The 24703-nt window shown below is 71.1% G+C and carries 25 protein-coding genes; 8 read left to right on the top strand and 17 right to left on the bottom strand.

Translation table 11 applies throughout. The features are described from left to right. Nucleotides 1-108: 108 nt before the first annotated feature. Both AB0D57_RS29070 and AB0D57_RS29065 read right to left on the bottom strand, forming a co-directional pair. Nucleotides 109-1398, bottom strand: coding sequence for an amidohydrolase family protein (locus tag AB0D57_RS29070; protein WP_362079273.1), 1290 nt, complete (start codon nucleotides 1396-1398; stop codon nucleotides 109-111). 1 nt (nucleotide 1399) lies between these two features. Continuing rightward, a complete protein-coding gene (locus AB0D57_RS29065; RefSeq protein ID WP_362079270.1) occupies nucleotides 1400-2416 on the bottom strand; it encodes a CoA transferase in 1017 nt (338 codons plus the stop codon). Between the two features lie 74 nt (nucleotides 2417-2490). On the opposite strand from AB0D57_RS29065, the gene AB0D57_RS29060 reads away from it, so the two are divergent. Continuing rightward, nucleotides 2491-3492: an enoyl-CoA hydratase/isomerase family protein gene (locus AB0D57_RS29060; protein ID WP_362079267.1), complete on the top strand. Its 1002-nt coding sequence runs from the start codon at nucleotides 2491-2493 to the stop codon at nucleotides 3490-3492. Between the two features lie 3 nt (nucleotides 3493-3495). Here the strand turns inward: AB0D57_RS29060 and AB0D57_RS29055 are convergent, their stop codons facing one another. Genes AB0D57_RS29055 through AB0D57_RS29025 form a run of 7 tightly spaced genes read right to left on the bottom strand, consistent with a single transcriptional unit; the run spans nucleotide 3496 to nucleotide 9726 of the window. Beyond that, nucleotides 3496-4224: an enoyl-CoA hydratase-related protein gene (locus AB0D57_RS29055; RefSeq protein WP_362079264.1), complete on the bottom strand. Its 729-nt coding sequence runs from the start codon at nucleotides 4222-4224 to the stop codon at nucleotides 3496-3498. Next, complete coding sequence (locus AB0D57_RS29050; RefSeq protein WP_362079261.1) at nucleotides 4221-5516, bottom strand: amidohydrolase family protein; 1296 nt, start codon at nucleotides 5514-5516, stop codon at nucleotides 4221-4223. The genes AB0D57_RS29055 and AB0D57_RS29050 overlap by 4 nt, the downstream gene beginning before the upstream one ends. A gap of 37 nt (nucleotides 5517-5553) precedes the next feature. After that, nucleotides 5554-5871 carry a hypothetical protein gene (locus AB0D57_RS29045; protein WP_362079258.1) on the bottom strand — a complete coding sequence of 106 codons (318 nt, stop codon included), beginning with the start codon at nucleotides 5869-5871 and terminating at the stop codon, nucleotides 5554-5556. Then, a complete protein-coding gene (locus AB0D57_RS29040) occupies nucleotides 5837-6220 on the bottom strand; it encodes a hypothetical protein (protein ID WP_362079255.1) in 384 nt (127 codons plus the stop codon). The genes AB0D57_RS29045 and AB0D57_RS29040 overlap by 35 nt, the downstream gene beginning before the upstream one ends. Then, on the bottom strand, nucleotides 6217-6924 hold the full coding sequence (locus AB0D57_RS29035) for an ABC transporter ATP-binding protein (protein WP_362079251.1): 708 nt from the start codon (nucleotides 6922-6924) through the stop codon (nucleotides 6217-6219). Before AB0D57_RS29035 ends, AB0D57_RS29040 begins: the two co-directional genes overlap by 4 nt. Further along, nucleotides 6921-7607, bottom strand: a complete 687-nt coding sequence (locus tag AB0D57_RS29030; protein WP_362079248.1) for an ABC transporter ATP-binding protein — start codon at nucleotides 7605-7607, stop codon at nucleotides 6921-6923. The genes AB0D57_RS29035 and AB0D57_RS29030 overlap by 4 nt, the downstream gene beginning before the upstream one ends. Nucleotides 7608-7611: 4 nt before the next feature. Then, the gene (locus AB0D57_RS29025) at nucleotides 7612-9726 is read right to left on the bottom strand and encodes an ABC transporter permease (protein WP_362079245.1); all 2115 of its coding nucleotides are present in this window, start codon (nucleotides 9724-9726) and stop codon (nucleotides 7612-7614) included. 94 nt (nucleotides 9727-9820) lie between these two features. Here AB0D57_RS29025 and AB0D57_RS29020 point away from each other — a divergent pair, with 94 nt between their 5' ends. The 5 genes from AB0D57_RS29020 to AB0D57_RS29000 all read left to right on the top strand — a co-directional run bounded on the left by AB0D57_RS29020 (nucleotide 9821) and on the right by AB0D57_RS29000 (nucleotide 13545). Continuing rightward, entirely contained in the window at nucleotides 9821-10291 is a 471-nt protein-coding gene (locus AB0D57_RS29020; protein WP_362079242.1) for a pyridoxamine 5'-phosphate oxidase family protein, read from the top strand. Between the two features lie 104 nt (nucleotides 10292-10395). Then, nucleotides 10396-10815 (top strand): nuclear transport factor 2 family protein, encoded by a 420-nt coding sequence (locus tag AB0D57_RS29015; RefSeq protein WP_362079239.1) that lies wholly within the window; start codon nucleotides 10396-10398, stop codon nucleotides 10813-10815. After that, a complete protein-coding gene (locus AB0D57_RS29010) occupies nucleotides 10812-11900 on the top strand; it encodes an acyl-CoA dehydrogenase family protein (RefSeq protein WP_362079236.1) in 1089 nt (362 codons plus the stop codon). The genes AB0D57_RS29015 and AB0D57_RS29010 overlap by 4 nt, the downstream gene beginning before the upstream one ends. 4 nt (nucleotides 11901-11904) lie before the next feature. After that, complete coding sequence (locus AB0D57_RS29005; protein ID WP_362079233.1) at nucleotides 11905-12687, top strand: acyl-CoA dehydrogenase family protein; 783 nt, start codon at nucleotides 11905-11907, stop codon at nucleotides 12685-12687. A 33-nt stretch (nucleotides 12688-12720) separates the two neighbouring features. After that, nucleotides 12721-13545 carry an acyl-CoA thioesterase domain-containing protein gene (locus AB0D57_RS29000; protein ID WP_362079230.1) on the top strand — a complete coding sequence of 275 codons (825 nt, stop codon included), beginning with the start codon at nucleotides 12721-12723 and terminating at the stop codon, nucleotides 13543-13545. 166 nt (nucleotides 13546-13711) lie between these two features. Here AB0D57_RS29000 and AB0D57_RS28995 read toward each other — a convergent pair whose 3' ends face one another. After that, nucleotides 13712-14863 carry a thiolase family protein gene (locus AB0D57_RS28995; protein WP_362079227.1) on the bottom strand — a complete coding sequence of 384 codons (1152 nt, stop codon included), beginning with the start codon at nucleotides 14861-14863 and terminating at the stop codon, nucleotides 13712-13714. Next, nucleotides 14856-16283 carry an AMP-binding protein gene (locus AB0D57_RS28990; RefSeq protein ID WP_362079224.1) on the bottom strand — a complete coding sequence of 476 codons (1428 nt, stop codon included), beginning with the start codon at nucleotides 16281-16283 and terminating at the stop codon, nucleotides 14856-14858. The genes AB0D57_RS28995 and AB0D57_RS28990 overlap by 8 nt, the downstream gene beginning before the upstream one ends. Nucleotides 16284-16337: 54 nt before the next feature. On the opposite strand from AB0D57_RS28990, the gene AB0D57_RS28985 reads away from it, so the two are divergent. Beyond that, entirely contained in the window at nucleotides 16338-17099 is a 762-nt protein-coding gene (locus tag AB0D57_RS28985; RefSeq protein WP_362079221.1) for an SDR family NAD(P)-dependent oxidoreductase, read from the top strand. 38 nt (nucleotides 17100-17137) lie between these two features. Further along, nucleotides 17138-17860, top strand: a complete 723-nt coding sequence (locus AB0D57_RS28980) for an SDR family NAD(P)-dependent oxidoreductase (protein WP_362079218.1) — start codon at nucleotides 17138-17140, stop codon at nucleotides 17858-17860. 97 nt (nucleotides 17861-17957) lie between these two features. Here the strand turns inward: AB0D57_RS28980 and AB0D57_RS28975 are convergent, their stop codons facing one another. The 6 genes from AB0D57_RS28975 to AB0D57_RS28950 form a co-directional block, all read right to left on the bottom strand. Beyond that, complete coding sequence (locus tag AB0D57_RS28975) at nucleotides 17958-19016, bottom strand: CoA transferase (RefSeq protein WP_362079215.1); 1059 nt, start codon at nucleotides 19014-19016, stop codon at nucleotides 17958-17960. After that, entirely contained in the window at nucleotides 19013-19969 is a 957-nt protein-coding gene (locus tag AB0D57_RS28970; protein WP_362079212.1) for a TIGR03564 family F420-dependent LLM class oxidoreductase, read from the bottom strand. Before AB0D57_RS28970 ends, AB0D57_RS28975 begins: the two co-directional genes overlap by 4 nt. A 78-nt stretch (nucleotides 19970-20047) precedes the next feature. Beyond that, nucleotides 20048-20452 (bottom strand): cobalamin B12-binding domain-containing protein, encoded by a 405-nt coding sequence (locus AB0D57_RS28965; protein ID WP_362079208.1) that lies wholly within the window; start codon nucleotides 20450-20452, stop codon nucleotides 20048-20050. Then, nucleotides 20452-22056, bottom strand: a complete 1605-nt coding sequence (locus AB0D57_RS28960) for a methylmalonyl-CoA mutase family protein (protein WP_362079205.1) — start codon at nucleotides 22054-22056, stop codon at nucleotides 20452-20454. Before AB0D57_RS28960 ends, AB0D57_RS28965 begins: the two co-directional genes overlap by 1 nt. Continuing rightward, nucleotides 22053-23456, bottom strand: coding sequence for a FadD3 family acyl-CoA ligase (locus AB0D57_RS28955; protein ID WP_362079202.1), 1404 nt, complete (start codon nucleotides 23454-23456; stop codon nucleotides 22053-22055). Before AB0D57_RS28955 ends, AB0D57_RS28960 begins: the two co-directional genes overlap by 4 nt. A 40-nt stretch (nucleotides 23457-23496) precedes the next feature. Then, complete coding sequence (locus tag AB0D57_RS28950) at nucleotides 23497-24675, bottom strand: amidohydrolase family protein (protein ID WP_362079200.1); 1179 nt, start codon at nucleotides 24673-24675, stop codon at nucleotides 23497-23499. Nucleotides 24676-24703 lie beyond the last annotated feature (28 nt).

Genomic DNA, 24703 nt, shown 5'->3' with positions numbered 1-24703 from the left:
ACGCCCTCGCGGCCCTCCAGGCTCGAGTCCTTGCCCAAACAGGCGAGCCCCACAACAAGATCAAGACGACGTGTTAATGATCTGCAAGCCCTTAGGGTGTCGTTCGGATCACCCCGGCACCCGGGGTGATCCGAACGACACCCCCTGGCCTTCCGGCGCGACCGGGCGTCCGCCGACGAAGGTGGCTCGTACGATGTCCGCGGTCAGCAGGTCGAGGGCTTCGCGCAGGGGTACGTGGAGCAGGCACAGGTCGGCGGGTGAGCCGACCGTCAGTCTCCGTGCCCGACCGGGGAGTCGGGGTTCACCTGTGAACAGGTCCAGCGCGGCTCTCCGTGCCACCGCCTCCCTGTCCGTCCGCTCGACGGCCGCCCGCATGACCCCCCAGGGATCGGTGGTCCCGAACGGCGCGTCGGTACCTGCGGCGAGCGGGATCCCCGCCTCGGCCAGGGACCGACAGCGGTACAGGTGTGCCTGGTCGTCGGCGTCCACGTCCGTCGCGTACTCACGCCCCCGCTCCACGGGAAAGTGCGGCTGCGTCACAACCGTCACCCCCAGCCGCCGCAGCCAGGGGATCGTCTCGGCCGGGATCACGGACCCGTGCTCGATACGGTCGCCCTCGACCGCCCCGGCCTCGTCCAGGGCGAGCAGCGTCACGAGCAACTGCACCCGGGTCACGCAGTGCACGGCCACCGGCCGGGGCCGCGCGGCCGCCACGGACGCCGCGAGCTCGTCCGGCGTCGGGAGGGTCGCGTCGTCGAGGAGCAGCTTCACCGGGGCGTCGTCGGCCCCCATGACGAGGAGCCGCTGCGGCAGTACGGACAGCATCTCGGCCAGCCCCTCCCCCAGATGCGGATCGGCGTTGGTGAACCCGGTGATCCCGTACGCCGCCGCCCGCAGCCCTACGCGCCGCAGATCCAGCCCTGCGGGCGGCACGGCCCCTCTGAGTCGCTCGTCCTGCCTCCAGAAGCGTCCGTCACCGTCCAGCCCGGCCGCCCGCAGGGCGGCGCTGTTCCACACCCACAGCGCCCCGCTCCGATGCTGGACCCGCACCGGCCGGTCGGGCGCGAAGGTGTCCAGCGCCCACCGGTCGAGCTCCCCCGCGACGCTCTCGTGGTATCCGACGGCCCGCACCCACTCCCCCGGCGCTCCGCCCCGCAGGACCGCCGCCATCCCGTCCGGGCCACCCACATCCGCGGGACCGACCCGCACCGACGCGGCCTCGGCCGCCAGCGCCGCCAGGTGTACGTGGTGATCGTGCAGCCCGACCAGCAACGCCCCGCCCCGGCCGTCCAGTTCATCGCGCCCCGTCAGCCGCTTCCCGATCTCGACGATTCGCCCTGCGCCGAGCCGTACATCCGCCCTGCCGAGTCCCTCGACCTCCACATTCCTGATCAGCACGTCATCGGCCCTGCGCGGAGTCGGCGAGCGCGGCGGCGCAGGCCGCCATCGAGAGGCACAGCAGTTCCCCGCCTCCCTCGGCGAGGGAGCGGGCCGCCGCATGCGCGGCGAAGATGCCGGTGACCGGGTCGGCGAGCGCGTCGCCCAGGAAGACGGGGTCGCCGTTCCGGTCGATGCCGGTGAGGCCGCCGGCCACCGCGGCGTCGTCGCCGAAGGCGATCCGGTCCTGGTCGCGGCCGTAGCCGGTGATGCTCAGCCAGACGCGGCCGGGGCGGGCGGCGAGGAACTCCTCGGCGCGCACGCCGAGTCGGCGCAGGGCCCTCGGCCGCGACGCCTCGATGACGACGTCCGCCTCGGCGACGACCTCGGGCAGCGCGCCGGAGGCGAAGTCGATCACACGGCTCTCATGTCCCTCGTGCAGCAGGCGGTAGAACGCGGGCACTCCGAAGCGCGCGCCGTCCGGCCTGGTCGCGCTCTCCACTTTCATGACCCGAGCGCCCGCCTGCCCCAACAGCCACGCGCACAGCGGTCCCGCCCACAAGGCCGACAGATCGACGATCCGCAGCCCCGCCGGACCTCGCCGGCTCCCCCGCTCCGCTCGTTCGGCGATGACGGGGGCGCGGGTTCCGCGAGCTGATCCGAGTGCCGCGGCGGCGATCCCGAGCAGCTGCGCGTTCGCGGCGATCTCGGCCGCCGCGACCCGTCGCGCCACGTCGTGCAGCTCTTGGGTCCCGGCGCCCCCGAGAAGCGCGACGAGAGCGGGCACGGCGGCCACGTCGTCGGGGCGGGCCAGATTCACGGCGGCCCAGCCGTCGGCCGTTTCGAGGAGGTGACAGGAGCCCCCGGCCGAGGTTCTGCCGGGGAGTTCGAGACCGGCGAGGTCGGCGCGGAGGAAGAGGGTGGTCGGCAGATCGACGGGTATGCCGGTGAGGCCGGTGAAGGCCTCCGCGGCATCGGTGAGGGGGGCGAGAAACGGCTCAACGGATTCGATCCATCGACGGAGAGTCTCATTCTCCAATCCATGAACTCCCTTCTCGGGCGTGGCGATCTCCCATTACACTCCAGTCGCCGCCGGTTGGGGAGGGGATCGACATGACCTTGGACGCGCCCTTCCATCTGGTCGACCTCGACCGTGAAGTGCCGTATCGGACAGGCTCGGCGGATCGCGTTCGCGTGGGCGTGGCGGAGCGGCCGACGGCATCGGCCGAGGGCTTCGACGTCCTGCTCACGGGGGCTTCCGATGCGCCACGGCCCTGGGTGGGGTGCAAGGACCCGCATGCCGTCGCCCACCGTCTCGCGGGCATCGTGGCCGAGCAGCCAGCGGCTTGCGTCGCGCTCGTGCAGGTGCTCCGGATGGGCGCCCGGCTCCCCGCGGCCGACCGGCTGGTGCTCGAGTCCCTCGCCTACTCGACGCTCCAGAGCGGCGCCGGCTTCCGTGCCTGGCTGGCCTCGGCGCGCCCGCGCGTCCCACGTCCCGCCGCCGAGCCCGTACGGCTTCGTCGGGACGGCGACCGGCTGGCCATCACCCTTGACCGTCCCCGGGTGCGCAACGCGTTCGACGCCCGGACGCGGGACGCCCTGTGCGAGGCGCTGCACGTCGCGGTGGCGGATCCGTCGATCGCGCACGTCGACCTGTACGGGAACGGTCCGGCGTTTGGCAGCGGAGGAGACCTCGCCGAGTTCGGCACGTCCCGCGATCCCGCGCGGGCCCATCTGCTGCGGGTGCACCGCAGTCCGGCCGCCCTGCTTCAGGCGTGTGGTTCCCGGGTGACCGCGCATCTGCACGGTGCCTGTGTCGGCGCCGGGATCGAACTGGCGGCGTTCGCGGGCCGCGTGCTCGCCGCCCCGGACACGGTGATCCAACTGCCGGAGATCGGGATGGGGTTGATCCCGGGCGCGGGCGGAACGGTGAGTGTCCCGGTCCGGATCGGGCGGGAGCGCACGGCGTATCTCGCCCTGTCGGGCGTCGCGTTGACGGCCGGGGAAGCGCTCGGCTGGGGCCTTGTCGACGAAATCGAGGAGATCGACGAGATCAGTGAGGGTGCCGCGCCGGACGCCCCCTTCCCCTCCACCGCAGCGCCTACCAGGCGCTGACCGTCACCTGCCCGTCCACGCCGGTGGCCTGCGTTCCGCGAAGGCTCGGGCGCCTTCGGCCGCGTCCTGGCTGCGGAACACCGACTGCACCTCTTCGGGCTCGGCCCACCGGCGTTCCCGTATCAGCTTCTTGGTCATGGCGACGCCCAGCGGACCGTTCGCGGCGATCCGTGCGGCCAGCGCCAAGGCCTCCTCCCGTACCCGGTCGGCCGGGACGGCGCGGTTGACCAGACCGACCTGCCGGGCCTGCGCGGCCGTGATCAGGTCGCCGGTCAGGCCCATCTCCAGGGCGACCGCCAGAGGCACCCGGTCGGCGAGCGTCGTACCCCCTCCGGCCGCGAACAGGCCCCGCTTGACCTCGGCGATCCCGAGCTCGGCGTCCTCGGCCGCGACGACCAGGTCGCAGGCCAGCGCCAGTTCGAAGCCGCCGCCCAGCGCGGAGCCGTTCAACGCCGCGATCACCGGAGTGCCGATGCCCTCGCGGAAGAACCACACCAGGCCGTCGAACTTGCCGCCGCCCCGGGCGAACGCCTTCAGGTCCATGCCCGCGCAGAAGACCGTCCCGGCACCCGTCAGGACGATCGCCCGGACCGCCGGGTCGGCGTCCGCCGAGCGCAGGATCGCTGACAGCTCGTCGATCAGCTCGGGGTTCAGGGCATTTCGGGTCTCGGGCCGGTTCAAGGTCGCCACCAGCACATGGCCGGCCCGCTCGGTGAGGGCCCGGTCGCTCATCGGACCGCACTCGCGGCCGCGCGCGCCTTCGAACGGAACGCCTCCAGCTTCTCGGCGGGCTCGATCAGCTGGTGGCTGCGTCCGCGGACGCTGACGTCGTGTCCGGCGGCCGCCTTGCGCAGCGCCCCGACGGTGGCCTGTTCGCGCGGAATGCGGGCGAAGGGGTCGAAGGAGTACCAGCGCATCGCGTTCTCGTGGGTCATCTTCGCGGCGTCCGAGTCCGAGACCGAGCAGCTCTCCATCACGTCATGGAGCTGCTCCGGGGCATCGGGCCACAGGGAGTCGCTGTGCGGATAGTCGCCCTCCCAGGCGATGTTGTCGATGCCGATGTCGTGGCGGAGCCGCACGCCCAGCCTGTCGGTGATGAAGCAGGTGAGGAAGTGCTCGCGGAAGACCTCGGACGGCAGCTTGCCGCCGAAGTCCTGCAGGGTCCAGGTGGAGTGCATCTCGAAGGTCCGGTCGAGGCGTTCCAGGAAGTACGGGATCCAGCCCGTGCCGCCCTCCGACAGGGCGATCTTCAGGTCGGGGAAGTCCTTGACCGGGCGGGACCACAGCAGATCGGCCGCGGCCGAGACGATGTTCATCGGCTGGAGCGTGATCATCACGTCGGGCGGCGAGTCGGCGGCCGGGATGGCGAGCCTGCCCGAGGAGCCGATGTGCACCGACATGACGGTGTCCGTGTCGGACAGTGCCCGCCACAGCGGGTTCCAGTACTCGTGGTGGAAGCTCGGGTAGCCGAGAACCGCGGGGTTCTCGGTGAAGGTCAGGGAGTGGACGCCCTTCTCCGCCACCCGGCGGACCTCTGCCGCGCACAGTTCGGCGTCCCAGATGGCGGGCAACGCCATGGGGATGAACCGCCCGGGGTAGGCGGCGCACCACTCGTCGATGTGCCAGTCGTTGTAGGCCCGTACGAGCGCGAGGGAGAAGTCCGGGTCCTCGGTTGCGAAGAGCCGGGCCGAGAAGCCGGGGAAGGACGGGAAGTTCATCTGGGCGAGGATGCCGCCCGCGTTCATGTCCTTGATCCGCTCATGCACGTCGTAGCAACCGGGGCGGATCTCGTCGAGGCCCTGTGGTTCGACGCCGTACTCCTCCTTGGGCCGGCCGGCCACCGCGTTGAGCGCCGAGTTGGTGATCGTCGTACCGCGGAACTGCCACACGTCGGTTCCGTCGTCGCGGTGGACCAGTTGCGGAGCGTCTTTCCTGTACCGCTCGGGCAGATGGTTCACGAACATGTCGGGCGGCTCGATGATGTGGTCGTCGACGCTGATGAGGATGAGGTCGTCTCGTTCCATGACGGGTTCCCTTCGGTGGGAGGGGAGGCGGGGGGAGTCAGTCGGAGGCGGGCAGTGGTTTGGCCGCCTTGAGGATCATCGGGACGCCGTCGCAGCTCAGTTCGCCGCTCCCGGAGGAGGTGCAGAGCACTTCGAGGGACCCGGTGGCGTCCACGTAGCGCTTGCCGATGAGCGTGACCGCCTCGGCCGCGCCGCCGGGCGACGGCCGCGCGGCGGTCGCGGGGACCATCGGGCTGCCCCCGCAGGTGAGCACGGCCGGGCCTTCGGCGGGGGCGCGGACGACGACCACCCGGGTGCCGCAGACGGTGCTGGCCAGCTGATCACCTGGGCGCGGCGTCGTTGCCGGTGGGGTCATGGTGGATGTCCCTTTCGAGCAGGCGGTCGGCGAGGAGATCGAGGTCGTAGGACTGGCGGGCCATCCAGAACCGCAGGAAGCCGGTGAGCGAGAACCGCAGGAAGAGCGCGGAGCCCACCACGCTCACCGCGATCCCGCCGAGACCGAGCGCGAGGCCGTCCCCCTGGACGAGCGGATCGACGGTGTTGTGGGAGACGAAGTAGCCCGAGACTCCGAGCACCAGGCCGGTCACCATCAGCAGCACGCCGAGGCGCAGCCAGAGGGTGGCCCGGGCGGCGGCCGGGTCGGGGATCTTCAGTACCGCCAGCTCTCGGACGAAGCGGTCCGCGCGCGGCTCGGTGGTGGTCATGCGGAACTCCCCAGGTAGAGGGCGGACAGTTCGGCGCGCAGCCCGCCGTCGGGATGGCCCTGCCGTTCGACCCGCCCCCGTACGAGAACGGCCGCGTGGTCGGCGATGTCGAGTACGGCGGCCGCGAACTGCTCGACGACCAGGACGGCCACGCCCTGCCGGGCGATCTCGGCGACCTGCTCGTAGAGTCGGCCGACGATCAACGGCGCCAGTCCCATGGAGAGCTCGTCCAGCAGGAGCACTGCGGGGTCGGTGGCGAGGCCGCGGGCGAGGGCGAGCATCTGCTGCTCGCCGCCGGACAGGGTGCCGGCTGCTTGCGAGGCGCGGCGGGCCAGGACGGGGAAGCGCTGGAACGCGATCTGCTCGATCTCCTCGAGGGTGCGACCGGTGAAGGTCATCATCAGGAGGTTGTCGCGGACGGACAGGTTGGGGAACACCCCGCGTCCCTCGGGGATCAGGCAGACCCCGGCGCGGGCGAGGTCCCGGGGGGCCGCGCCGGTCATGTCCCGGCCGCCCAGCAGCAGTTGGCCCGAGTCGACGGGGTGGACGCCCGCGGCGACACGCAGGGTGGTGGTCTTGCCCGCGCCGTTCGGGCCCAGCAGGGCCACCACCTGTCCGCCGGCGACCTCCAGATCGACACCGTGAAGGACGGTGATCCGGTCGTAGGCGGCGCGTACGTCGCTCAGTTCGAGAAGTGCGCTCACGCGTCCCCCAGGTAGGCCGCCAGGACAATGGCGTCGTTCCGGATCACCTCGGGCGGGCCGAAGGCGATGACCTTGCCGAGATCGAGGACGTACACCTCGTCGCACACGCCCATGACGAGGCTCATGTCGTGTTCGACGAGGACGACGGCCGTGCCGTCGGCGCTCAGCGAGCGCAGCAGGGCCGCGAACCGTTCGGTCTCCTCACTGTCCTGTCCGGCCGCGGGCTCGTCGAGCAGGAGCACCTTCGGCCGCGTGACCATCGCCCGGCCCACCTCGACCAGGCGGCCGACCCCGGTGGGCAGTGCGTCGGCCGGGCTGTCGGCGAGCTCCGTCAGGCCGAGCCTGGTGAGGGTCTCGGTGACCGCGCGGTCCGCTCGGCGGCGCTCGGGTCCGAGTTCGGCCGCGACGAGCAGGTTGTCACGGACGGTGAGACGGCCGAAGAGCTCGAGCCGCTGGAACGTCCGGGCCAGGCCTCGTCGGGCCCGGCCCACGGGGCTCGTCCTGGTGATGTCCCGCCCCTCGAGGAAGACCCGCCCGGAGGAGGGCCTGCGCAGTCCGGACGCGACATCGAACAGGGTGCTTTTCCCGGCCCCGTTGGGCCCGATCAGTCCGGTCACCCGGCCCGGTTCTGCGGTCATGGCGACCCCGTCCAGGGCGCGGTTGCCGCCGAAAGCGACGGTCACTCCGTCAATCCGCAGCGAGGCCACGGGCGAGCACCTCCCTGTCCTCCGGGCGCCAGGAGCGCCGTAGCCCCCACCACTCGACCGGGATCTCCGGTTCGGCCGGAGCGGTCTGCCGGGCCGTCGACCAGATCCGCAGTGCGATCGCGGCGGCCAGTGAACAGGCCAGGAACGTCCAGTTGTCGATGAGGTCGCTGAGCCGCAGGATCCACAGCAGCGTCAGTACGCAGAGCAGTGCGGGCAGCGCGATCCGGTCCCGGCCGAGCGGCTCCCACTGGCGGCGGAACCGGGCCACGATGCCGTCGGGGTTGTGGCCGAGTCCGATCCCGGCCAGGCCGGGCAGCAGGGCCACCAGGTTCTGCGACCAGGGCGCCACGGCGATCAACGCGTTCGTCGGACCGATGAACGCCGTACCGGCGAACAGACCGTTGCCGACCGTGCCGAGGCCGCCGACCACCGCGACCAGGAAGATCGGCAGCCCCGCCACCAGGTTGAACTGGTCGGCCGTGATGGACCGTTGCTGCATTCCGTACAGCGCTCCGCCGAGCCCCGCGATCCCCGAGGACAGCGCGAACACAGCCACCTTGGCCGTCAGCAGGCTGCCGCCGAGCGTCGCGTAGGCGGTCTCGCTGTCGCGCAGCGCGATCAGCCGTCGCCCGAACCTGCCGCGCCGCACCGCCGCCACGACCAGCGAGGCCAGGGCCAGGCAGACGGCCGCGAACACCATCAGCCTCGCCCCGTCGTCCAGTCGGAGGCCGAAGAGCCGGGGTCCGGCCACGTCCACCGAGCCCTGGTCGAACAGCGCGATCCGCAGCCCGAACAGGTGGAACGACGGCAGGGTGAAGATCCACCGGTCGAGGACGACCGCGAAGGCGGCGGTCCCGAGGGCGAGATACACCCCGGAGAGGCGCAGTGCGGGGAGTGCGACGAGCGCGCCGGCGATCGCCGAGACCGCGATCGCCGCGCCGAGGGCCCATAGCTCCCCGTGCGCGCCGAGGTGCCCCCACACGACCGCACCGATCCCGGCCATGCTCAGCTGGCAGAGGGAGATCTGACCGGCGTATCCGGCCAGCGGTACGTACGACAGGGCCACCACGCCGAGCGAGAAGATGGCTCCGTACGTGATGAGGTCGCCCTCGCCGAGCACCGATGCCAGGACCACGCCGAACGCGACGACCGACGCGGCGAATGCGGCCGTACCGCGTGCCGTGGGCACGGGAACCGAGCGCAGCTTGCGGTCCCGGCCGCGCAGCCGCCGGTGCGGGAACACCAGCAGGGCGACGAACAGCAGCAGTGCGGGAGCGGCCAGCCTCAGGCCGGGCAGGTAGTCGTTCTGCGGCAGATATCCGGTCAGGTAGCTCTCCATGCAGCCGACCACGATCGCGCCGACGAAGGTCAGCGGCACGCTCCGCAGCCGGCCGAAGATGGCCGCGGTGTAGGCGCTCACGATCAGCAGGGAGAGCTGGGCGGCGTCGAGGGTGACGGTCGGCGCGATGAGGATGCCGCCGAGCGCGGCCAGTTGGGTGCCGAGGATCCAGGCGATCTTGTTGGCCCGTACGGGATGGGCGCCGGTGAGCCCGACCAGGGACCGGTCGTCGACGGTCGCCCGCATCTCGGCGCCGGGCCGGGTCCGGTACAGCAGGATCCGCAGGACCACCGCGACCAGGACGGCGACGGTCATCGTGAGGGCTTGGTGCCAGGTGACCACCGCGGACCCGATGTGCAAGGGGGTCCGGTCCGCGAAGAACGTCGGCAGCGGCCTGGGGACGTTGGGGTCCCAGATCCACCGGGCGGTGGCGATGAGGCCGCTCAGCAGCGCCACCGTCATGACCAGCCGTTCGGCCTCGCCCAGCGCCTGGACCGGCCGCAGGATGACCTTCTCGACGAACAGGCCGAAGGCGGGTGCGAGGACGAGCAGGACCACCGCCAGGGCCACCGGGGCCGGCCAGCCCCAGCCGCCGGTGAACTGCCAGTAGGTGAAGGCCGACAGCATGCCCGCCGCACCGTGCGCGAAGTTGAACACCCCGGTCGTCGTGTAGGTGAGCACGAGACCGCTGCCGATGACGGCATAGATCGCGGCCGTGCTCAGGCCGACGATCCCGAAGGTGAGGAACTGCTCCATGGCGGGGGTCTCCTCCCTCGGCGCCCTCTCTAGTGGTGGAAACTAGCTTCTCCATAAGGGAGAATCAACCATTCACACAAAGGTGGGAGAGACGATGAGCGGACAACGCCGGGGAAACGCGATCGCCATGAACGCCGTCGAACGGGACACCTTTCTGCGCACCCAACCGCTGTGCCGGGTCGCGACCGTCGGACGGAGCGGCCATCCCCACGTCAGCGCCTTGTGGTTCGTGTGGGACGGGTCCGCGCTGTGGCTCAACTCGCTGGTGCGCAGCAGGCGCTGGAGCGACCTCGACCGCGATCCGCGGCTCAGCGTGATCGTCGACGAGGGCGGCACGGACTTCATGGCGCTGCGCGGCGTCGAACTGCAAGGAAGCGTCGAGGCCATCGGCGAGGTACCGCGCAAGGGCGAGCCCCTGGACGAGCTCCTCGGCCCCGAACAGCTCTTCGCGGACAAGTACATGGGCGGCGGCGCGTTCCGGTACGACGGGAAGCACGGCTGGCTCCGGCTCGTCGCGGAGAAGGTGGTCAGCTGGGACTTCGCGAAGCTCCGCCGCGACCGTTGACGCCATGACACACACATGGAAACCTGCCACCCGTGAGCGAGAATGTAATTCTCGTTGGTGGTGAACCAGACTCGTGCGGTTCGGGAGGAAGGGCGGAAGAGTCCTTGTCCACTGATGACCTGATGGAGATTCAGCAATTGCTGGGCCGCTACGCGGTGCACATGACCCGGGGCGACATCGACGGGGTTCTCGCGGTCTTCACCCCCGACGGCACCTACAGCGCGTTCAGGGACACCTACCCCCTCGACGAGTTCCCGGCGCTGGTCGCCGCCGCACCCAAGGGTCTGTTCCTGGTCGGCACGGCGGTGATCGACCCGGCCGAGGACGGGAACACCGCGACCGGCACCCAGCCGCTCTGCTTCATCGACCACGCCACCCACGACCTGCGCATCGGCTACTACAACGACACCTACGTGCGGACCGCCGAGGGGTGGCGGCTGCGGACCCGGGCGATGACGTTCATCCGCCGCAGCGGAGCGCACGACTCGGGCCGCCCGCACGCGTACGAACGCCCCGGCGCGTGAACGTCACAGCGTTCCGGTCGGGCCTGCGCACCTGGCTCGACGAGAACGATCTCACCCCCGGCCCCGACCACTCCCTCGACGGCCAGGTCGCCCAACTGGCCCGGGTCCGGCACGCCCTCTACGCGGCGGACTGGATGCGGTACGGCTGGCCCGCCGAGGTGAGGGGGCTCGGCGGTCCGGCCGTACACCGGGCGGTGCTCGGCGAGGAGGTCGCCACGCGTGGCCTCGCGGAGCCCGGCATCTACTCCATGGTCGAGGTCCTGGCCCCGACGGTGATCTCGTACGCCCGCCCGGCGCTGGCCGCGGAGATGGTCCCGCTGCTGCTCGGCGGCCGCGAACAGTGGTGCCAGGGGTTCTCCGAGCCCGGCTCCGGCAGCGACCTCGCGTCGCTGACCACCCGGGCCGTCTGCCGGGGCGACGACTGGGTGGTCAGCGGCCAGAAGGTCTGGACGAGCCTCGCGCAGTACGCGGCCCGCTGCGTCCTGCTCACCCGCACCGCGCCCGGCCATGACGGGATCACCGCCTTCTTCGTCGACATGGACACCCCCGGCATCACGGTCCGCCCGCTGCGCACCATGCACGGCGTGGACGAGTTCGCCGAGGTGTTCCTGGACGACGTGGTCGTCCCCGGCGACCGGATGCTCGGCCGCCCCGGCGACGGCTGGCGGCTCGCGATGGACCTGCTCCCGTACGAGCGTTCCACCTGCTTCTGGCACCGCATCGCCCATCTCTACACACGCCTCGACCGGCTGCTGGCCGAGACGGAGGAACCGGACGACGCCGCCCTCGGCGCCGCCTATCTGGCGCTGCACACCGTGCGCTGCCGCTCCCACGCGACTCAGCGGCGGCTGGCCGAGGGGGCCCGGCTCGGCCCGGAGACCTCGGTCGACAAGGTGCTGCTGGCCACGGCCGAGCAGCAACTCTTCGACACGGCACGGGACTTGCTGCCCGGCGTGCTGGAGCTGACCGAGTCGCCGTGGCGGGAGGAGTACCTGTACTCGCGGGCGGCGACCATCTACGGCGGAACCGCCGAGATCCAGCGGAACATCATCGCCCGCCGGCTGCTGGACCTGGGAAGGGACTGACACCATGGACGCCGCCGAGCGCGACCTGCTCACCGAGACACTGCGCAAGACGATGACGGCGGCATCGGGCAGCGCCCTCGACGCGTCCCTGGCCGACCTCGGCTGGACCGACCTGCTCACGGAGGTGCCGGACATCGCGGTCCCCCTCGCTTTCCGTCTCCTGGGCGAGACCGGCGCCCACGCACCACTGCTCAACGATGTACTGCTCGCCGCGGCGGGGCGCCCCGTCGGGGGCACGCTGCCGCTGCCGTACGCGGGCGGGTCCTGGATCGTGTGGGAGCGCACCGACGCGGCGAGCACAGCACTGGACGGCGAACTGCCGCTGCGCACCGTCGCGGCCGGGGACCCGGTCCCCCTGGCCGCGGGGCGCCGTGCGCTCGGCTGGTGGCTGCTGGGCACCGGCCGGGCGATGCTCACGCTCGCCCGCTCGCACGTGCTCGACCGGAACCAGTTCGGCCGCCCGCTGGCCACGTTCCAGGCCGTACGGCACCGGCTCGCCGACACCCTCGTCGCGCTCGACGGCGCCGAGGCGACCCTCGTGGCAGCCGCGGACGACCTCGGCTGCCTGCTGGCCAAGGCGGCGGCCGGACAGGCGGCGCTGACGGCCGCCCGGCACTGCCAGCAGGTCCTCGGCGGGATCGGTTTCACCGCCGAACACGACCTGCACCGGCACGTCCGACGCGCTCTGGTCCTGGACGGACTGCTGGGCAGCGCAAGGGAGTTGACCCGGGAGGCCGGGGCGCTCGTACGGTCGGGCCGCTCGGCTCCGCGACTCGTTCAGCTGTGACGCCCACCCCTCTCACCCGCACCGGGAGACTCTGTGACCGATCTCTGGAACGACCTCCTCGCCTGCCTGGAGCTGCGCGCCGATCCATCGGTCACTGAACCCACCACGGCCTTCGAAGGAAGCAACCAACAGCTCACCTACCACCGGCTGTTCGGTGGGCAGCTGCTGGCCCAGTTCGTCCGGGCGGCCGCCCTCAGTCACCCGGAGAAGGCCGTCAGGTCCCTGCATGTGCAGTTCCCGCGTGCGGGCCGGTCGGAGGAACCCGTCCGCTACGAGGTGACGCGTCATCACGAAGGCGGCACCTTCGCGACGTCGACGATCATCGCCCGGCAGACGCCCGGCGTCCTGGCCACGGCCTCGGTGTCCCTGCACACGGTCGAGGACGGCCCCGACCACCAGACGGCGTTCGACGTCCCGTCCGTCCCCGGCCCGGAGCACCGCGCCGAACTCGAACTGATTCCCTGGGAGACCCGCTCGATCACCGACCTGGACACCCCGAAGGCGGAGCCACCCGAGTACGACCTGTGGATGCGCATCGCGTCGGTCGCCCCGGAACTGACCCCCGCGCTGACCGCGTACGCGACCGATCTCAGCCTCATCGGCACGGGTCTGCGCCGTCTGGAAGGAATCTCCCAGCTGGACGCGGGCTCGGCGTTCACGTCCGCCGTCACCTCGCACACCGTGTGGTTCCACCGGCCCTTCCCCTCCGACGGCTGGCTGCTGCTGCGCCAGCACAGCCCGCTGCTGGCGCACGGCCGCTGCTTCGGCAGGGGCGACATCCTGGCCGAGGACGGCACCCTCGTCGCCTCGTACGCCCAGGAGGCGCTGGTGCGCTTTCGGAAATCGAGCGCCACGTAGCAGTCGAGCGCGCCTCGGGCGCCGAGGGGCTCCTGACCATCCTGGAGGCGTGCGGCGGCCGGTCGGCGTCCCTGCGCACGGCCCCTTCGCCCACCGTTGCCCCGGCCCGCGCGGTGCGATGAGCCCGGCGAGCCGCCCCGACCGGCCAGGGACGGCCGGACGTCGGTCACGAAGCCGGGACCTCGATGACCGTGGCCGAGCCCATGCCGCCGCCCGCGCACAGGGCGGCCACTGCGATGCCGCCGCCGCGACGGCGCAGTTCGTGGACGAGTGTGACCAGCATGCGTGCCCCGGTGGCGGCGACGGGGTGGCCGAGGGAGCAGCCGCTGCCGCTGAAGTTCACCGTGTCCGGGTCCAGTTCGAGCAGCCGCACGGCGGCGACGGGCACCGAGGCGAACGCCTCGTTGATCTCGAACAGGTCGACGTCGGCTGTCGTGAGGCCGGCCCGCGCGAGGGCCTTGGGGATCGCCTTCACCGGTGCCAGGCCCATCTCGGCGGGGTCGACGCCGACGGACGCCCAGGACCGTACGGTGCCCAGGACCGTCAGTCCCTGCCTGGCCGCCGTCGCGTCACTGGCGACGACCAGGGCGGCCGCGGCGTCGTTGGCGCCACCGGCGTTGCCCGCCGTGATGCTGAACCCCTCGATCTCGGGGTGCAGCGGCTTCAGCTTGGCCAGCTTCTCCGCACTCGTGTCCCGGCGCGGGTGCTCGTCGACGGAGAAGAGACCGTGGGGAGTCTCGATCGGGACGATCTCCTCCTTGAAACGGCCCTCGTCGATGGCCGCCACGGCGTTGCGGTGCGAGCGCAGCGCCCAGGCGTCCAGTTCGGCGCGGGTCAGGCCCGCCGCGACGGCCGTGTTCCAACCCACGGTGATCGACATGTCCTTGTTGGGGGCGTCCGGTCGGTCGGGGTGCGTGGGCGACATCCAAGGATCCCACTCCCCGTTGACGCGAAAGAGCGCCTTCGGTGAGGTGGAGGCCGAGTTGACACCGCCCGCGATGACCAGTTCGTCCATGCCCGCCCTCACACTCGCGGCGGCACTCTGGACGGCGGCCATGCCCGCGGCGCAGTGCCGGTTGTTCGCCAGCCCCGCCACCGAGGTGAGCCCCGCGGTGACCGCGGCGTGCCGGGCCAGGACGCCGCCGCCGTAGAGCCCCTCACCGAGGATCACGTCGTCGATCAGGGCCGGGTCGAGACCGTCGGCCGCGGCGGTCACGATGTGGTGGGCCAGGTCGAACGCGTTCGTGTCGCGCAGGGTCCCCTTGACGGCGGTGCCGATGGGGGTGCGCAGGGCGGACACGAGGACTGCTTCAGGCATGGGTGGTCTCCAACTCGGCCAGGAGGGTGCGGCGCAGCAGTTTTCCGGTCTCGGTCTTGGGCAGTTCGGCACGGAACACGACGGCGTCCGGCGTCTTGGACGAGCGGAGCCGGTCCTTGACCCACTGCCGGATCTCGGCCGGGTCGCCCGCGCCGACGACGATGGCGACGATCCGCTGCCCCCACTCGGGGTCGGGCAGCCCGACGACGGCCGCCTCGACGACGCCGGGATGGGCGAGGAGTACGTCCTCGATCTCGGCCGGGGCGATGTTCTCACCGCCCCGGATGATGGTGTCGTCGGCGCGCCCCTCGATGAAGAGATAGCCCTCGGCGTCGAGCCGTCCCCGGTCCCGGGTGGCGAACCAGCCCTCCGCGTCCAGGGCGCTGCGGCCGCCGTACTCGCCGGAGATCTGCTCACCCCGGACGAAGACGAGTCCGCTCTCCCCCGGCCGGACGGGCTCGTCGTCGTCCGTGCGGATCTGGATCTCGATCCTTGGCAGCGCGCGGCCCACCGAGCCGAGACGGTCGCGTACCGCCGGGTCGTTGGACACGGACGCCTGCCGGTGGTCGTCCGGGCCGAGGACCGCGAGGGAGGAGGCGGTCTCGGTCAGACCGTAGGCGTTGACGAAGCCGGTCTGCGGGAAGATGCGCAACGCCCGTTCCACCACGGGCCCCGGGGTCCGCGCGCCGCCGTACGCGAGGCTGCGCAGCAGTGGTACCCCTGCATCGTCGCCGGGGACCTCGGCGACGATCCGGGCGAGCATCGTGGGAACGACGAGCGCGTGGCTGATCCGCTCCTGCCGTACGGTCTCCAGCCACTTCCCCGGGTCGAACGCCTCCAGATACACGATCCGGCGCCCAGAGTAGAGGTTCGTCAGCAGGTTCATCAGCCCCGCGACGTGGTACGGCGGCACCGCGACCAGCGACGCGTCGCCCTCCTCGGCCGACGCGAACTCCTGGGTGTTCAGCACATAGGCGAGCAGATGACGGTGGCGGAGCACAGCCGCCTTGGGCTCGGCCGTCGTGCCGCTGGTGTAGAGCAGCACGGCGACGGAGTCCTGGTCCTGCGGCGGGTCCAGGAGCTCCACGTCCGGCTGCTCGTCGAGGAGGGCGTCGAGGTCGCCGGGGCGCAGGACCGCGGCGTCGGAATGGCGGGCCAGCAGGGCGTTCAACTGCTGCTCGCCGAGCCGGTAGTTGACCGGGACGAAGGGAACGCCCGCCAGAGCGGCTCCGAACAGGGCCACAGGATAGGCGAGTTGGTTGGCGCCCAGGTACACGACGGCCTGATGGCGCCGGAAGCGGTGGGCGGCTGCCTGTGCGCGGTGCAGCAGTTCGGCGGCGGTCAGCGACCGGCCGCCCGCCGTTATCACCGCCCGATCGCCGGCCGAAGCCGCCATCTCAAGGATCATGGTGATATTCATGAGAATGCTATTCTCGTATACACAGAGCCCTGCTTGCAAGAGAGGATAACCTTGATGCAGATCAGTGGGAGTTCCGCGGTCGTGGTCGGTGGGGCGGGGGGCCTGGGCGAGGCCACCGTCCGTCGCCTGCATGCGGCGGGAGCGAAGGTGGTCGTGGCCGACCTCGCCGACGAGAAGGGCAAGGCGCTGGAGGCGGAGTTGGGCGTCCGGTACGTACGCACCGACGCCACCGACGAGAACGACGTCAAGGCCGCGATGGCCGAGGCCGAGGCGGCGGGACCGCTCAGGATCTCGGTGGACGCGCACGGCGGTCCGGCCAGCGGCGGCCGGCTCGTCGGCAAGGACGGCGAACCCCTGGACCTCGCGGGCTTCCGGAAGACCATCGACTTCTACCTCACGGCCGTCTTCAACGTGTTGCGCCTGGCGGCCGCGGCCATCGCACGGCAGGAGGCGGTCGACGGCGACCGGGGCGTCATCGTCAACACCGCGTCGATCGCGGCGTACGAGGGGCAGATCGGCCAGATCCCGTACGCCGCCGCCAAGGGCGGGGTGGTCGGTATGACCCTCGTCGCCGCCCGCGACCTCTCGCCGCTCGGCATCCGGGTCGTCACGATCGCCCCGGGCACCTTCCTGACCCCGGCCTACGGTGCGGCGGGCGACCAGTTGGAGGCCTACTGGGGGCCCAAGGTCCCGCACCCCAAGCGCATGGGCCGTTCCTCGGAGTACGCCGCTCTCGTGGAGCACATCTGCGCGAACGACTATCTCAACGGCGAGGTCATCCGCCTCGACGGCGCTCTCCGCTTCCCGCCGAAGTGACCGGCCGACCGACCGGGAGCGGCGAACTCAAGGGAAAAGTGGCGTTCGTCGCCGGGGCGAGCCGGGGCATCGGCCGGAACATCGCGCGGGGGCTCGCGGAGGCCGGAGCCGCGGTCGCGGTCGCCGCGCGCTCCGAGCAGGAGGGCCGGATGCCCGGCACGATCCATGCCGTCGCCGAACAGATCACGCAAGCCGGTGGCCGCGCGTTCGCAGTCCCCTGTGACGTGACCTCCGAGGCGTCGGTCGAGGCCGCCGTGGCCGCGACGGTCACGGAGTTCGGCGGGATCGACATCCTGATCGCCAACGCGGGGGTCATGTGGCTCGGACCGGTCGAGTCCACACCGCTGAAGCGTTGGCAGCTGTGCCTGGACGTCAACCTCACCGGGGTCTTCCTGGTCACCAAGGCCGTGATCCCGCACATCAGGGCACGCGGCGGCGGCTCCATGGTTGCGGTGACGACCAGCGGCGTCGGCATGACCGACAAGGGCGCCAACGCCTACTGGGTCTCCAAGACGGGCGTCGAACGCCTGTATCTGGGGCTCGCGTCCACGCTCAAGCCCGACAACATCGCGGTCAACTGCCTTGCCCCGTCCCGTGTCGTCGTCACCGAGGGTTGGCAGGCCGGGGGCGGCGGACGCGAGATCCCACCGGAAATGATCGAACCCCCTCAGGCGATGGAGCAGGCCGCCGTGCTCCTGGCCGGCCAGGACGCGGGCGGGGTCACCGGCACCGTCCAGAGGTCGGAGTCGATGCGGGTCTGACCGAAGCCCGAACGGATGAGGCCCCGGGAGCCGAACTCCCGGGACCTCATCACGCAACCACCACGAGCCGTGCTCACTCAGCCCGCCCGGGACGGCGCTACCGCCACGAACCGTGCTCGCCCAGGCGGGGCGGAGGCCCGTACTCGGGCTCGTACCCGGCCACCCGCACGGGACTTCGTACCAGCCGGAAGTCCCCGGCCGACACGATCGCGTCCGGCGTCGCCGCCAGCGCCTGCGGCAACGTCCGTACGGCCGCCGCCGGTACGCCCAGGGGGCGCAGGCGGGACTCCCAGGCCGTCGCGGTGTCGGTGGCCAGGGACTTGGTCACGACGTCGAGCACCTCTTCGCGACGCGCCGCGCGTTCGGCCATCGTCGGGAAGCCCTCGATGCCCGCCTCCGTGGCGAAGGACTTCCAGAAGCTGTCGTGGGTGATGAAGAGGGCCAGGTGACCGTCGGCCGTGGGGAAGAGCTGCGCCGGTACGTAGTAGGAGTGCGCGCCGAGCGGCAGGCGACGCGGCTCCACGCCCTCGTTGAGATAGGCCGACGCCCGGTAGTTGAGCTGAGAGAGCATCACATCCCGTAGCGAGACCTCCACTTGGCCGCCGCGCCCGGAGACGATCTGCGCGAGCAGGCCGAGGGCTGCGGTCAGGCCGGAGGAGTTGTCGGCCGAGGAGTAGCCCGGCAGCGTCGGGGGCCCGTCCGGGGCGCCGGTGAGCGCGGCCACGCCCGTGGCCGCCTGGACGACATAGTCGAAGGCCGGATCGTCACCGGCGTCGAGGCCGAAGCCGGTGAGCGCGACGCAGACGATCCGTTCGTTCCACTTCTTCAAAGTCTCGTAGGTGAGCCCGAGCCGGTGGATCGCCGACGGTTTGAGGTTGACCAGCAACGCGTGTGCGTCGCCGACGAGTTCACCCAGCCGGGCCTGACCGTCCGCCGTGGTCAGATCGAGGCGGACACTGCGCTTGCCCCGGTTGAGGCTGGCGAAGTACGCGTCGCTCACCTGCCGGGAGATGTCCCCGCCCGGCGGCTCGATCTTGATGACCTCGGCGCCCAGGTCGGCCAGCATCATCGTGGCGTACGGGCCCGCCAGCATATGGCCGACCTCCAGGACCCGGATGCCGGACAGCGGGCCGGGGACCGTACCGCCGGAGGTCATCGGAAGTCCGCCGCGATCTGGGCGAGCACCTCGCGGGTCCGGCGCTTGGAGGCGATCAGTTCCTCACGGCCCTCACCGATCGGCAGCAGCCGTACCGACAGGTCGGTGACCCCCGCGTCGGCGAAGCGCCGGAACCGCGCCGCGATGGCCCTCTCGTCACCCGCCGCGCACAGATCACCGATGTCGCGGGCGTCGCCGTGGTCCAGCAGCCGCTGGTAGTTGGGCGAGATCTCGGCCTCTCCGAGGATCCGGTTGGCACGCTCGCGCGCCGTGTCGACCTCGGAGGGCCTGCACAGGCAGACCGGGATGCCCGCGACGATCCTCGGCGCCGGACGTCCCGCGCCCTCCGCCGCCTTGGTGATACGGGGGACGACATGGTCGGCGACCGCGCGTTCGTCGGCCATCCACAGGACCGTTCCGTCGGCCCGCTCCCCCGCGAGCGCCAGCATGACCGGGCCGAGCGCGGCGAGCAGGACGGGCAGCGGGGCCACCGGTCCGAGGTCGAGTGGGTTGTGGACCGTGAAGGTGCCGTTCTCGACGTCGACGGGCCCCGGTCCGTGCAGCGCCGCGTCCAGGACGTCCAGGTAGTCGCGGGTGAAGGCGGCGGGCCGCTCGTAGGGCAGCCCGAGCATGTCCTGGATGATCCAGTGGTGCGAGGGCCCGAGGCCCAGCGCGAGCCGCCCGCTCGCGGCGGCCTGCGCGGACAGCGCCTGGCGCGCGAGCGCGATCGGGTGCTGTGCCTGGAGCGGTACGACCGCGGTTGCGATCTCGATCCGTTCGGTCCGCGCACCCATGAGGGCCACGGCCGTCAACGCGTCGAAGTCCGTGGGGATCTGCGGCACCCATGCGGTGTCGAGGCCCGCCTGCTCCGCCCATGTCACATCGTCGATCATCCGCGCGACCTTGCGCGTCGAGTCCCCGCGCTCCGGACCGATCATCACACCGACCCGCACAGTGCCTCCCAGTTTGCGATGTTCCGAGGTTTCGGGCTGTCGGCCTCCCGCGTCATCCGGCAGGGGCAGGTCGGGTCGTCAGGGCGAGGCGGGGACGACCGCCGTCAGAGCGCGCACCTCCGCCACGATGGCGTCGAGGGGCGTCCCGGTCGGGAAGACGGCCGCCGCGCCCGCCGTCTTCATGCGGGGCACGTCCGACAGGGGGATGGTGCCGCCCACGACGACGGCGATGTCGTCGGCCCCGGCGGCCCGCAGCCCTTCGACGACCCGGGCGGTCAGGGCCAGATGCGCCCCGGAGAGGATGCTGAGACCGACCACGGCGACGTCCTCCTGGAGCGCGGTCGCCACGATGGTGTCGACGCGCTGGCGGATGCCGGTGAAGACCACCTCGAAGCCTGCGTCGCGCAGTGTCCGCGCGACGATCTTGGCGCCGCGGTCGTGGCCGTCCAGGCCGGGTTTGGCGATGAGCACACGGGTCGACATCAGAACACCACCGGTTGCTGGAACTCGCCCCAGACCGCCTTCAGGGCGGCGACCATCTCGCCGACCGTGCAGTAGGCCTTGGCGCAGTCGATGAGCAGGGGCATGAGGTTGTCGGTGCCCTCGGCGGCGTGGGCGAGCGCGGCGAGGCGGCCCTGGACGGCCGCGGCGTCGCGGGTGGCCTTCACGTCGGCGAGCCGCTTCAGCTGCCGGTCGCGGCCCTCCCCGTCCAGCTCGTACGTCTCCAGGCGGGGCGGCGGCTCGGGCGTGGCGAAGCGGTTGACCCCGACCACCGGCCGGGTGCCCGCCTCGACCTCCTGGTGGAGGCGGTAGGCCTCGTCGGCGATGAGACCCTGGAGGTAGCCGTCCTCGATCGCCCGGACCATCCCCCCGTGATGTTCCAGGTCCGCCATGATCCGGGCGATGCGTTCCTCGGTGGCATCCGTCAGGGCTTCCACGAAGTACGAGCCGCCGAGCGGATCCGCGACCCGGGCGACGCCCGTCTCATGGGCGAGGATCTGCTGGGTGCGCAGGGCGAGTGTCGCCGACTCCTCGCTGGGCAGCGCGAACGGCTCGTCCCAGGCGGCGGTGAACATCGACTGCACGCCCCCCAGCACCGAGGCCATCGCCTCGTACGCCACCCGGACCGTGTTGTTCTGCGCCTGCGGCGCGTAGAGCGAGGCGCCGCCCGCTACACAGCCGAAGCGGAACATCGACGCCTTGTCGGTGCTCGCTCCGTATCGCTCGCGGACGATCGTCGCCCAACGGCGGCGTCCGGCACGATACTTGGCGATCTCCTCGAAGAAATCGCCGTGCGTGTAGAAGAAGAAGGAGATCTGCGGGGCGAACCGGTCGATCGTCATCCGTCCGCGGGCCAGCACCGTGTCGCAGTACGTGACCCCGTCGGCGAGCGTGAAGGCCATCTCCTGGACGGCGTTGGCGCCGGCGTCGCGGAAGTGCGCGCCGGCCACCGAGATCGCGTTGAACCGCGGCACCTCGGCCGCGCAGAACTCGATGGTGTCGGCGATCAGCCGCAGGGACGGCTCGGGCGGCCAGATCCAGGTGCCCCTGGACGCGTACTCCTTGAGGATGTCGTTCTGGATCGTCCCGGTGAGCTTCGCCCGGGGTACTCCGGAGCGCTCGGCCGCGGCCACGTAGAACGCCAGCAGGATCGCCGCCGTCCCGTTGATGGTGAAGCTCGTGCTGATCCGGTCGAGAGGGATGTCCTCGAAAAGCACTTCGGCATCGGCGAGGGTGTCGAGGGCGACGCCGACCCGGCCGACCTCCTCGCTCACCTCGGGATCGTCGGAGTCGTAGCCGCACTGGGTGGGCAGGTCGAGCGCCACGGACAGTCCGGTGCCGCCCTGTTCGAGCAGATAGCGGTAGCGGCGGTTGGACTCCTCGGCGGTACCGAAGCCGGAGTACTGGCGCAGCGTCCACAGCCGCCCCCGGTAGCCGGAGGCGTAGTTGCCGCGGGTGAAGGGGAAGCGGCCCGGTTCGGGCGGCTCGGCACGCCGGTCCGACGGTCCGTAGACCGGCTTGAGGGGGATGCCGGAGGCGGTCCGGGAGAAGTCGTCCTTCTCCGGCGGCTTCTCTGGATGCGTCATCGCAGTTGGTCCTTCATCACCTTGCCGGTGGCGTTCAACGGCAGTTCGTCGAGGAACTCCACGTACCGGGGCACCTTGAAACCGGCCATCCGCTGCCGGCTCCAGGCGATGAGCTCGTCCTCCGACAGGGGACTTCGCCGTACGACGAAGGCCTTGCCCACCTGCCCGAGCCGCTCGTCCGGTACGCCGATGACGGCGGCCTGCGCGACGGCCGGATGCTCCATCAGGAAGCCCTCGATCTCGGCCGGGTAGGCGTTGAAGCCGCCCACGATGAACATGTCCTTCTTGCGGCCGACGATCCGCAGATGCCCCCGGTCGTCGAGCGTTCCGAGGTCCCCGGTGTGCAGCCAGCCGTCGCAGTCGATCGCCTCGGCGGTGGCGGCGGGGTCGTCGAGGTAGCCGCGCATGACGCTGTACCCGCGCACCAGCACCTCGTCGTCGTCCGCGATGCGGATCTCGACGCCGTCGCACGGGGTGCCGACGGTCGTGGCGATGTCCTCGAACGAGTCGCCGGGCCGCGACGCCGTGGCCGTCCCCGCCTCGGTCAGGCCGTACCCCGTCATGATCGACTGGAAGGGGAGTTCGCTCACGATCCTGCGGACGAGTTCCACCGGGATGTCGGCGGCCCCGGTGACGGCCACCCGCAGCGTGGACAGATCGCGCCCGCCCTGTGCGGACAGCAGCGAGTGGTAGAGCGTGGGCGGGCCCGGCAGGACCGTCACCCTCTCGCGCTCCACCAGTTCGAGGACGCGGTCCACGTCGAAGACGGGCACGGGGAGGATGGTCGCGCCTCGGATCAGGGACGCGATACAGCCCGCCTTGTACCCGAAGATGTGGAAGAACGGGTTGACGATCAGATAGCGGTCGCCCTCCCTCAGGCCCGCGAGGTCGCACCACTCCGCGTACAGCCGCAGCGTCTGGGCGTGGGTCATCAGCACGCCCTTGGGCCGCCCGGTCGTTCCGGAGGTGAACGCGATGTCGCACACGTCGTCACCGCTCACCTCCACCTCGTACGGTGAACCGCTCGCGAGGAAGTCCGACTTGAGGTCGATCACCGGCACGCCGGGCGGAGCGTCGAAGTCCAGGCCGAGGAAGCCCTTCTCGACCAGGACGGCCTTGGCTCCGCTCCTGCGGATGATGTCGCCCGCCTCGTCCGGCTTGAACCGGGTGTTGACCGGGACCAGCACTCCGCCGGCGGTCAGCAGGCCGAAGGCCGCGACGATCCACTCGGCGGAGTTGGGCGCCCAGATCGCCACCCGGTCGCCCTTGACGACCCCGGCCGACGCGAAGGCTCCCGCGGCCACCCGCACGCGGTCGGTCAACTCCGTGAAGGTGAGCCGGAGCCGACCGTCCACGACCGCTTCCGCGTCACCGAAGCGGTCGGCCGCGCTGAGCACCATCCGCGGGATGGTCCCCCATGTCAGGGCGTTGTCTCCCACTTCATACGCCGATCAACCGGGCCAGATTGCCGCCCATGATCTTGGCCTGGTCGGCGTCCTTCATTCCCTTGAGCGCGTCGATGTAGGTGACCGGGTCGGCCAGGCCCTCGGGGTGCGGGTAGTCGGAGCCGAACAGCACCCGCTCGACGCCCACGATCTTGGACAGCTCGGCCATGTCCTCCTCCCAGAACGGGCTGATGTGGATCCTGTTCCTGACCTCTTCGACCGGGTCGCCGAGGAATCCCCGCGGCTGCTTCTTGTAGACGCCGGCCAACTGGTCGAGCAGGGGCACCAGCCAGGAGGAGCCGTTCTCGATGACCGAGACCTTGAGCTCCGGGAACCGGAACAGCGCGCCGTGGCAGACCCAGGAGGCCACCGCGTCGGTGACCGGCCGCCACTCGTTCATCATCCGGAAGACCTGCGCCTGGAACGGCGTCATCTCCTGGTTCTTGCCCTCCCAGTCACTGGCGTACCGGGAGTAGCCACTGTCGGAGGAGTGCATCGCCACCAGCACGCCCGCCTCTTCCACCCGCTTCCAGAACGGGTCGAACTCCGGCAGCGCGAAGGAGCGGGAGCCGCCGTACCCGGGGACCGGGGCGGGCCGGACCAGGATCGCCCGCGCTCCGCGTTCCAGGCACCACTCCAGTTCGGCGATGGCCTTGTCCAGGATCGGCAGGCTGATGACCGGTGTGGTGAAGATCCGGTCCTTGTAGTTGAACTGCCAGGTTTCGTGCAGCCACCGGTTGAGCGAGTGGACGACGGCATGGATCAGCTCCGGGTCGTCCCGCATCCGCTCCTCGACCAGGCTGGCGAGAGTCGGGAACATCAGGGTCTGGTTGATCCCCAGGTCGTCCATGAGTTCCAGCCGCGGCCCGGGTTCACGGAACGCGGGAATCGACCGCATCGGTTCACCGAACAGCTCCCGGTGCGACTTGCCCTCGGGATTGCCCTCCCGGAAGTAGTCCTCCCACGCCCCCGGCCGGGCGACCACCTCGAACGTGGGGTTGGGGATGTAATCGCTTATCTGCCCGCGAATCGCGATCTTCGTACGGCCCTTCACCTGCACGTACTGCACGGCACCCGCGTACCGCTCCGGCAGGTACCGGGTGAGTGCGTCCTCGGTCTCGTACAGGTGGTTGTCCGCGTCGAACAGTGGATACGGCAACACGCGCGACGGCATGAGATCCTCCTTCGCTGATTACGAGAAT

Source organism: Streptomyces sp. NPDC048275 (assembly GCF_040652275.1).
GTDB lineage: Bacteria > Actinomycetota > Actinomycetes > Streptomycetales > Streptomycetaceae > Streptomyces.
Note: the sequence above shows the minus strand (reverse complement) of the source record. Positions and strands in the feature narration are given on the sequence as shown.

What these genes read in the sequence shown, in the direction of transcription:
- AB0D57_RS29060 (WP_362079267.1), top strand. Translation starts at nt 2,491, where the DNA reads ATGACCTTGGACGCGCCCTTCCATCTGGTCGACCTCGACCGTGAAGTG.
- AB0D57_RS29055 (WP_362079264.1), bottom strand. Translation starts at nt 4,224, where the DNA reads ATGAGCGACCGGGCCCTCACCGAGCGGGCCGGCCATGTGCTGGTGGCG.
- AB0D57_RS29050 (WP_362079261.1), bottom strand. Translation starts at nt 5,516, where the DNA reads ATGGAACGAGACGACCTCATCCTCATCAGCGTCGACGACCACATCATC.
- AB0D57_RS29045 (WP_362079258.1), bottom strand. Translation starts at nt 5,871, where the DNA reads ATGACCCCACCGGCAACGACGCCGCGCCCAGGTGATCAGCTGGCCAGC.
- AB0D57_RS29040 (WP_362079255.1), bottom strand. Translation starts at nt 6,220, where the DNA reads ATGACCACCACCGAGCCGCGCGCGGACCGCTTCGTCCGAGAGCTGGCG.
- AB0D57_RS29025 (WP_362079245.1), bottom strand. Translation starts at nt 9,726, where the DNA reads ATGGAGCAGTTCCTCACCTTCGGGATCGTCGGCCTGAGCACGGCCGCG.
- AB0D57_RS29020 (WP_362079242.1), top strand. Translation starts at nt 9,821, where the DNA reads ATGAGCGGACAACGCCGGGGAAACGCGATCGCCATGAACGCCGTCGAA.
- AB0D57_RS29005 (WP_362079233.1), top strand. Translation starts at nt 11,905, where the DNA reads ATGGACGCCGCCGAGCGCGACCTGCTCACCGAGACACTGCGCAAGACG.
- AB0D57_RS28995 (WP_362079227.1), bottom strand. Translation starts at nt 14,863, where the DNA reads ATGCCTGAAGCAGTCCTCGTGTCCGCCCTGCGCACCCCCATCGGCACC.
- AB0D57_RS28990 (WP_362079224.1), bottom strand. Translation starts at nt 16,283, where the DNA reads ATGAATATCACCATGATCCTTGAGATGGCGGCTTCGGCCGGCGATCGG.
- AB0D57_RS28985 (WP_362079221.1), top strand. Translation starts at nt 16,338, where the DNA reads ATGCAGATCAGTGGGAGTTCCGCGGTCGTGGTCGGTGGGGCGGGGGGC.
- AB0D57_RS28975 (WP_362079215.1), bottom strand. Translation starts at nt 19,016, where the DNA reads ATGACCTCCGGCGGTACGGTCCCCGGCCCGCTGTCCGGCATCCGGGTC.
- AB0D57_RS28965 (WP_362079208.1), bottom strand. Translation starts at nt 20,452, where the DNA reads ATGTCGACCCGTGTGCTCATCGCCAAACCCGGCCTGGACGGCCACGAC.
- AB0D57_RS28960 (WP_362079205.1), bottom strand. Translation starts at nt 22,056, where the DNA reads ATGACGCATCCAGAGAAGCCGCCGGAGAAGGACGACTTCTCCCGGACC.
- AB0D57_RS28955 (WP_362079202.1), bottom strand. Translation starts at nt 23,456, where the DNA reads ATGGTGCTCAGCGCGGCCGACCGCTTCGGTGACGCGGAAGCGGTCGTG.
- AB0D57_RS28950 (WP_362079200.1), bottom strand. Translation starts at nt 24,675, where the DNA reads ATGCCGTCGCGCGTGTTGCCGTATCCACTGTTCGACGCGGACAACCAC.